A 7,133-nucleotide genomic window follows, 5' to 3' on the forward strand; every position below is an offset into this window, starting at 1 on the left:
GCTAGCCGGCTAAGCCTGCTGGGGCAGAAGCTTGGCGTCGTCCAACAGTTCCTGGGCGTGCGCACGCGCAGACTCCGAGTCTTCCTGCCCTGCCAGCATCCTGGCAAGCTCCTTTACGCGTTCTTCGTCGTCGAGGAGCTGGACGTCGCTGGAGGTGAAGCCAGAGGCAGTCTTGCCGTCACTCCCCCTGACGGAGGTCTTGGTCACGCGGATATGTTGGTCGGCGAAGGCGGCCACCTGCGGCAGATGGGTTACCACCAGCACTTGGACGTGGCGGGCCAGCATGGCAAGCCGGCGTCCGATCTCGACCGCGGCACGCCCACCCACTCCAGCATCTACTTCGTCAAAGACAAACGTCGGCACAGGATCCACTGCAGCCAGTACCACCTCGATGGCGAGCATGACGCGGGACAACTCACCACCGGACGCCCCCTTGCCGAGCGGACGGGCAGGCGCACCTGAGTGCGGCTGCAGCAGGAAGGAAATGTCGTCGATGCCGTGCGGCCCCAACTCCCCTTCGCTGTCCACCTCGATCACCAAGGTGGCATCCGCCATCGCCAAGGCACTGAGTTCCGCACTCACACGCGCGGAGAGCTCCTTGGCGGCCTTCGAGCGCGCCTTGGAGATCCGGGCGGCCTGTTTCCGCAGCGTGGCCTCTGCGGCGGTCACTTCGGCGTCGAGGGCTTCGATTCTGCTGGAATCGTCCTGCAGTTCGTCCAGGCGGACCCTCGACACTTCCGCCCATTCGAGCACTTCATCGATGCTCGGGGCGTACTTCCGGATGAGTTTGGCCAGCGCTGCACGCCGGTCCTCGATCTCCGACAAGCGTTCGGGTCCTTCGGAGTCCAAGGAGGCCTGGTAGCTGGACAGCTCCCCCGCGATGTCGTTGATGAGGAAGCCGATCTCAGCGAGCCGCGTGGCGGCCCCCGCCAACGCTTCGTCATGCTCCGAAACCTGGTCCAGCGCCCGTTTGGCCGAGTCAACCAGCGTCGTGGCATCGGCTGTTTCGCCGAATTCCTCCGAGATCAGTGCTTCATGTGCTGCTGCGGCGGCGATGCGGAGTTCTTCCACGTTGGCCAATTTCACGGCCTCGGCCTTGAGGGAATCGTCCTCGCCCGGTTGGGGGTCGACGTCGTCGATTTCTTGGAGTGCTACCGCGAGCGATTCCGCCTCGCGCAGCCTTTCCCGGGCCTCGCCGCGGAGTGTATCGAGCTCCGTCTGGCTGGACCTCCAATGACGGTAAAGTTCCTGATATTCAGTCAGCGCCGCGGCGAGATCGGCCCCGGCGAAGCGGTCCAGCGCGTGCCGCTGCGCCACGGCACCCTTGAGCCGGATCTGGTCCGACTGGCCGTGCACCACCACCAGGCTTTCGCCAAGTTCTGCCAACACGCCCACAGGCGCCGACCGGCCACCCACGAAGGCGCGGCTGCGGCCGTCCGCGCCCACTGTGCGGGCAAGCAGGAGCTGGGTGCCGCCGTCGTACTCTTCAGCGTCGCCGCCGGCCTCAACGGCCCGTTCCACGGCGGCGTGAGCCGGATCAAGCAACAACCGAGCCTCCGCGGAGGCTGACTTGGCGCCGGAGCGCACCGCGCCGGCGTCCGACCTCGCTCCCAGAAGGAGGCCGACGGCGGTGACCACCATGGTCTTGCCGGCGCCGGTTTCGCCCGTGACGACGCTCAGGCCGGGCCCCAACGGCAACGTGGCGTCGGTGATGACGCCGAGATCACGGATCCGGAGTTCCTCGATCATGGTTTACATCTCCTTTGTGGGATCGGCCGCTCTGCCTGTCCGCACATCCTGGGGTGTTGGCAAAGGGCTGGGCTTGAAAGTCCTGACCACGGGGGTAGGACCGGTGTGGATGTCCGCCGAACGGGGTGCCGGGCCCCGCCAGCCGTGGATGGGGAGCTCAAACTTTCGCACGAGCCGCGCTGAAAACGGGGTCTGGTGGGTACGGGCAAGCCGTACAGGCCGGGTCGACCGGGTTACTTCGATCCGGGCGCCGGGCGGCAGATCGACGGAACGACGGCCATCGCACCAAAGCACGCCTTGGGCGTCGGTCCGGCTGAGGATCTCCACGGCCAGCCTGGACCGCGGCGAAACCACGAGGGGTTTGGCGAAGAGGGCATGGGCGCTGATGGGGACAATCACCAGGGCCTCCACCTCGGGCCACACCACCGGGCCGCCGGATGAGAAGGCATAGGCCGTGGAGCCCGTAGGGGTAGCAAGCACCACTCCATCACAGCCGAACGACGTCAGCGGACGTTCATCCACTTCCGTCACCACTTCGATCATGCGCTCCCGGTCAGCCTTTTCAATCGCGGCTTCGTTGAGGGCCCAGGTATGCCAGATCTTCTGGCCACGGACCCACACCTGGACATCGATGGTCATGCGCTCTTCCACCGTGTATTCACGGCTGGCAATCCACTCGACGGTCTGGGCAAGATCGGCCCGCTCGCTCTCGGCAAGGAAACCGACATGCCCGAGGTTGACGCCCAGCAGGGGAACATCGACGTTGCGGACCAGCTCGGCGGCGCGCAGGATGGTGCCGTCGCCGCCAAGAACCATGACGAGTTCGACGTCCTCCAGCCGGACATCCTCGTGGAGTATCTCGATCGGCTTATCCACCACACCAAAGAACCGCTCGATGTCGTCCAGTTCAGACTTCTGCATCACGGGAATCAGGCCGGAGTAGTGGAGCTGCCCGCAGGCATCCCAGGCCGCGCGAAGGGAGTCCTCACGCCCGGTGTGGGCAAGGACCAAAACGCGCCTGCTCATGGTGTTCCGCTTTCTAGTGGGTGGTCCAGATTCTTTCCATCAGTGCAGCAACTTCCTCGTCCCGCTCTTCGATCTTAGGCAAGTCCGCCTGAATCCTGCGTCTTATCCACAGGAAGTACTCCACATTTCCGTCCTGACCGGGCAAGGGACTCGGCGCCAGGCCGCAGAGTTCAAGCCCGGCGTCCACGGCCGCTTTGGCGACTTGGGCTACCGCGCGCCGCCGTTCGTGGTCCGATGTGACCACTCCGGTCCTGCTCAGCCGTTCCTTGCCGACCTCGAATTGCGGCTTCACCATGAGCACGAGGTCTCCCCCGGGCTCGGTGCATGTCGCGAGCGGATGCAGAACCAAGGTGAGGGAAATGAAGGAGAGGTCCGCCACAGTGAGTGCGGCCGGGCCGCCGATCTGCTCCGGAGTCATGTAGCGGACGTTGAGGCCCTCATGGACTGCTACGCGGGGATCGTTCCGCAGGGACTGCGCCAACTGGTCATGCCCGACGTCGACCGCCACCACGTGCGCGGCACCTTGCCGGAGCAGCACGTCAGTAAAACCACCGGTGGAGGCTCCGGCGTCGAGGCATCGTTTTCCTTCCACGACGACCGAAGGGAACGCCTCCAGCGCTCCGGCCAGTTTGTGGCCGGCACGGCTGACGTACACGTCCTCGGCGTGGGCTTGAACATCAAGTTCGGTCACTTCGGAGACCTGTTGTGCCGCCTTGGCGAGAACGCTGCCTCCCGAACTGACTTTTCCGTCCGCAATAAGTTTCGCGGCATGAGTACGCGATCTCGCCAATCCACGGCTGACGAGTTCCTGGTCGAGCCTGACCATGCTCAGCGTTCGTCGGCGTTGAGGGCCGCCAACAAGGAGTCGTGGACCTCGGAGTATATGACGCTGTGCTCGGCCACTGCGACGGAGTGGATGTCCGCCAGCCTTTCCAGGGTCAAATCGACGGCTGCATCACCGGTGGAGACCGTGTCGTCCGGCCACGGAGCATCGTGCAGTTCGACGGCGCCCGGTTCGACGGCGCTCGGTTCGACGGCGCTTTCCGGAAGATCGTTCAACTCGCTCATTGCACCAGTCTAGTTTTCGAGCCATTCGAGCCGCGGCGAAGTAGCCTCTGCCGCGTCTGGATTGACGGCCCACCAGGCTGCACACGCGGCACGCCAAGCGTCCAGATCGTTCTCGGACCCGGAGACGGTGATCAGGCCGTCCTGGACTTGGGCAGTTGCCTTTCCGCAACGGAAGGCGCTGCCCTCCTCGACGATCTCGGGGTACGGCTCGTACAGTTCCGTGAGATCCGCCAGCAGGTAACCGGGCCTCTCCGAGCTGCGTGCAGCAAGAATGGAACCGGGCGTGTCGACGCCGGTGAGGACCGCGGCTGTCGCGAAACCCGCGCGGTTGCCGCCGAGGATGTCGGTGTCCAGACGGTCTCCGACGACGATCGGCCGTTCGGACTTCAGCCGCCGCGCGGCGGAGTGGAAAAGAGGTGCCTCCGGCTTGCCTGCGACTCGCGGCTGCTTGCCCGTGGCAGATGCGACGGCGGCAACGAGGGTCCCGTTTCCGGGAGCGATACCGCGGGCCTGGGGGATGGACATGTCCGTATTTGTGGCGACCCAAAGGGCACCCGCTGCAACGACGTAGGACGCCTCGGCCAGATCTTTCCACGCGATTTCCGGATTGAAGCCCTGGACTACAGCCACTGGCTTTTCTTCGGCGCTGTGGACGGGCGTGAGGCCGACGAGTTCTATCTCATGGGCCAACGCCGCGCTGCCAGTAATCATGACGCGCGAACCCGGAGCCAGGAGTCCTGCCAGAAGGTCTCCGGCAGCCTGCGAAGAGCTGACCACCTGGTTGTCTTCCGCCGGAGCCCCCAGCTCACGAAGATGCGCCGCAACCTGGGCAGGGGTACGGGAGGCGTTATTGGTCACATAGCCAAGCCGCACCCCCACCGATTCAAGCCGCTGCAGGGATTCCACAGCGCCAGGAATAGCGTGCGGGCCCGCATAGACAACTCCGTCCAGATCGGACAGAACTGCGTCAAAATGCGAAACCAGCGAGGCCTCAGTCATTCTTGGTCTCTTCGCCGTCCTCGGAAAGCTCTTCCCCGTCTTCTTCGTCTTCTTCGGTGTCCTCGACGGAATCGCGGTCCGACTCGGCGTCGTCGGACTCAAAGTAGTCAGACTCGACGTCGTCGAGTTCTACTTCATCGTCTTCCGGGGCTTCAGAATCGGGGACTGTCTCCGCGCGTACCGGGGCGGCCTCGGTGCTTTGCTCTTCGGCTCGCTCGGGTTTTTCGTCGAAGTTCCTGAAGCGGGGCTTGGGAGCTTCGCGTTCATCGTCTTCGCCGAGGTCGATGATGTCCGGGTCTTCGAACTCTCCTACGCCGAGGGCATTCTCCGCAACGACTGCCTGGCGTTGCCACTTGCCGGCTTCCTCTGCGCGGCCCACGGCCGTCAGGGCGTCAGCGTAAGCGCGGAACAGGCGCGGGCTGTAGGAGAAGGCGCGGTTGATGTCGAGCTGAATGATCTCCAGCTCGGCCACTGCGGCGTCCAACTGGCCAAGGTCGGTTCTGGCTCCGGAGGCCACAATTGCGAGCTCAACCTTGCCGGGGGCGTCAAGGTCTTGTGCTTCGGGAGAACGGACGACGTCCAGCGCGCGGTCCGGCCGCCCCAGACCGCGTTCGCAGTCAGCCATGAGGGGCAAATGGACGTTGGATCCGCTGATCCGGCGGTACGTGCGGAATTCGCGAAGCGCCTCGCCATAGTGGCCAGCAGCGTAGGCGGTCAGGCCCACGGCTTCACGGACGGCCGCCAAGCGGCCACCACGGCGGCTGGCGGCCAGGGCGTGCTGGAAGGACAGCTCAGGGTCGATATCGATGAGACGGCCGGCCATCACAAGGTGCTTGGAAACCCATTCGGCATTGGTGCCTTCAAGGGTCTTGATCTGGTGCTTGGTGACCCGGTCGAGTTCCTGGCCCGTAACGTCGTCGTCGATCTCGGGGGAACGATCGCGGTCTGGGCGGTTGGCACTACGGAGATCCGCCGCATTCGGCACCCGTGCGGGGCGCTCTTCACGGGTTCCGCCGCCGAAGTTGCGTCCGTCGGTACGGGGGCCGTCGAACTTGCGGGGGCCGCGCTCGGGCCGATCGCCGAAGCTGCGGCGCTCACCGTCGCCTTCACGGCGCGGGCGGTCGCCAAACGGCTTACGATCGCGATCGCCAAAGGGCTTACGATCGCGATCGCCAAAGGGCTTACGATCGCGGTCGCCAAAGGGCTTACGATCGCGGTCGCCAAAGGGCTTACGATCGCGGTCGCCAAAGGGCTTACGATCGCGGTCGCCAAAGGGCTTACGATCGCGGTCGCCAAAGCTGGGCCGTGCATCGCCTTCACGGCGCGGACGGTCGCCGAAGGGCTTACGATCGCGATCACCAAAGCTACGGCGCTCACCGTCGCCGGTTGGCTTACGGTCGCGGTCRCCAAAGCTGGGCCGTGCGTCGCCTTCACGGCGCGGACGGTCGCCGAAGGGCTTACGATCGCGATCACCAAAGCTACGGCGCTCACCGTCGCCGGTTGGCTTACGRTCGCGGTCACCAAAGCTGGGCCGTGCGTCGCCTTCACGGCGCGGACGGTCGCCGAAGGGCTTACGATCGCGATCACCAAAACTCGGACGCGCATCCCCATCACGACGCGGACGGTCGCCGAAGGGCTTACGATCGCGATCACCGCCAGTGTTGCGATCACGGTTGTCCCTGGAACGGAATCCTCGCGGGTCGCCCCCGGAATTGTTGTTGGCGCGGAACGGGCCACGATCGCCTCGGCCACCGCCGAAGTTGCCGCGGTTGCCGCCGTTGTGCTCAGCCATGATGGATTCCTCCTGTTGTGAGCTGACCACTGGCGCATGCGCAGCCGCTCTTATCCTTATTTTGTTCTCACGCCGCCGGGATCCGGCTCGTATCTCTTATGTAATTCTAGGTGACCAGCCATCCACGAACGCATTCGAGGACCGCCTATTCAGCTCCCCGTGGGAAGCATCACAACTTCCAGCCCGCCCGGCAGTCTCGCGGCCGGCTCTCAAAGCCAGGTCCAAGGTTAAATTCTTGACGCTTCCTGCAGTTTCCGGGGCCTTCCGGCGGGACGCTCGCTCACGTGTGGGGCCTTCCGGCCGGACGCTCCTGCAGTTATCGGCGGTCCCGGCGGGATGCTCGCTCACGTAGGGACTGTCTGAATAACGGTGTGTGAGGTCCGGCCTGATCCGAAAGGAGACGGCCGTGTCAGAGTCCACGACCGCAATGACAGGGGTGATGATCGATCCTGTGACGGGAGAGATCATCGATCAGAAGGAGCTTGCGGAGCGGTTGCTC

The 7,133-nt window shown here is 64.7% G+C and carries 7 protein-coding genes; 1 reads left to right on the forward strand and 6 read right to left on the reverse strand.

Features of this window, described 5'->3' with window-relative positions; translation table 11 throughout:
• Positions 1-9: 9 nt before the first annotated feature.
• Genes recN through AC1DLO_RS21430 form a run of 6 tightly spaced genes read right to left on the reverse strand, consistent with a single transcriptional unit; the run spans position 10 to position 5,665 of the window.
• The gene (recN, locus tag AC1DLO_RS21405) at positions 10-1,749 is read right to left on the reverse strand and encodes a DNA repair protein RecN (protein WP_476891097.1); all 1,740 of its coding nucleotides are present in this window, start codon (positions 1,747-1,749) and stop codon (positions 10-12) included.
• Positions 1,750-1,752: 3 nt separating this feature from the next.
• Complete coding sequence (locus AC1DLO_RS21410) at positions 1,753-2,775, reverse strand: NAD kinase (protein ID WP_476891098.1); 1,023 nt, start codon at positions 2,773-2,775, stop codon at positions 1,753-1,755.
• A 13-nt stretch (positions 2,776-2,788) separates the two neighbouring features.
• A complete protein-coding gene (locus tag AC1DLO_RS21415) occupies positions 2,789-3,601 on the reverse strand; it encodes a TlyA family RNA methyltransferase (RefSeq protein WP_476891099.1) in 813 nt (270 codons plus the stop codon).
• A gap of 2 nt (positions 3,602-3,603) precedes the next feature.
• Positions 3,604-3,843, reverse strand: coding sequence for a hypothetical protein (locus AC1DLO_RS21420; RefSeq protein WP_476891100.1), 240 nt, complete (start codon positions 3,841-3,843; stop codon positions 3,604-3,606).
• Positions 3,844-3,852: 9 nt separating this feature from the next.
• A complete protein-coding gene (locus AC1DLO_RS21425; RefSeq protein ID WP_476891101.1) occupies positions 3,853-4,842 on the reverse strand; it encodes an HAD-IIA family hydrolase in 990 nt (329 codons plus the stop codon).
• On the reverse strand, positions 4,835-5,665 hold the full coding sequence (locus tag AC1DLO_RS21430) for a hypothetical protein (protein WP_476891102.1): 831 nt from the start codon (positions 5,663-5,665) through the stop codon (positions 4,835-4,837). Before AC1DLO_RS21430 ends, AC1DLO_RS21425 begins: the two co-directional genes overlap by 8 nt.
• 6 nt (positions 5,666-5,671) lie before the next feature.
• On the opposite strand from AC1DLO_RS21430, the gene AC1DLO_RS21435 reads away from it, so the two are divergent.
• A complete protein-coding gene (locus tag AC1DLO_RS21435; protein WP_476914603.1) occupies positions 5,672-6,655 on the forward strand; it encodes a hypothetical protein in 984 nt (327 codons plus the stop codon).
• Positions 6,656-7,133: the final 478 nt, after the last annotated feature.

It is taken from the genome of Arthrobacter sp. 01T419 (assembly GCF_056398865.1).